A 463-nucleotide genomic window follows, 5' to 3' on the forward strand; every position below is an offset into this window, starting at 1 on the left:
TCCTAGGGCGGCCCGGCGCGCCGGCCAACCAACGAATTCAGCTATCGATGCGCGCCGCCGCGCGATATGCAAATGACGCCCGGCCGCGCGTCTGTCACGAACTGTCGAAATATTGAGGAAATTTGTCGCTGAATTGAACCCGGCGGCCGTTTCGCATTCCAATATCCGGTTTCATTTTCATTACAATTGCCTGCCACGCGTTACCGTCCCGTCTCCCATGAAAAAATCCCAACGCCGCTGGATCGCCGTAGCGGCCGGCGGCGTCGTGCTCGTCTCGCTCGCCTTGCTCTATCACCGCTTCGTGTCGAAAGACAAGGCGCCGCATTACCTCACCGCGAACGTCGCCCGCGCCGATCTCGAGAACGCGGTGCTCGCCACCGGCACGCTGCACGCGTTCAAGCAGGTCGACGTCGGCGCGCAGGTGTCCGGCCAGTTGAAATCGCTGAAGGTGAAGCTCGGCGAC

1 pseudogene is annotated in these 463 nt (G+C 61.8%); it reads left to right on the forward strand.

What is annotated here, in order from left to right:
- Positions 1-217 precede the first annotated feature (217 nt).
- Positions 218-463 (forward strand): annotated as a pseudogene (locus tag J5M57_RS28410) (efflux transporter periplasmic adaptor subunit); the annotation flags it as partial.

This window comes from Pseudomonas sp. 86_A (genome assembly GCF_017491705.1).
Taxonomy (GTDB): domain Bacteria; phylum Pseudomonadota; class Gammaproteobacteria; order Pseudomonadales; family Pseudomonadaceae; genus Aquipseudomonas; species Aquipseudomonas koreensis.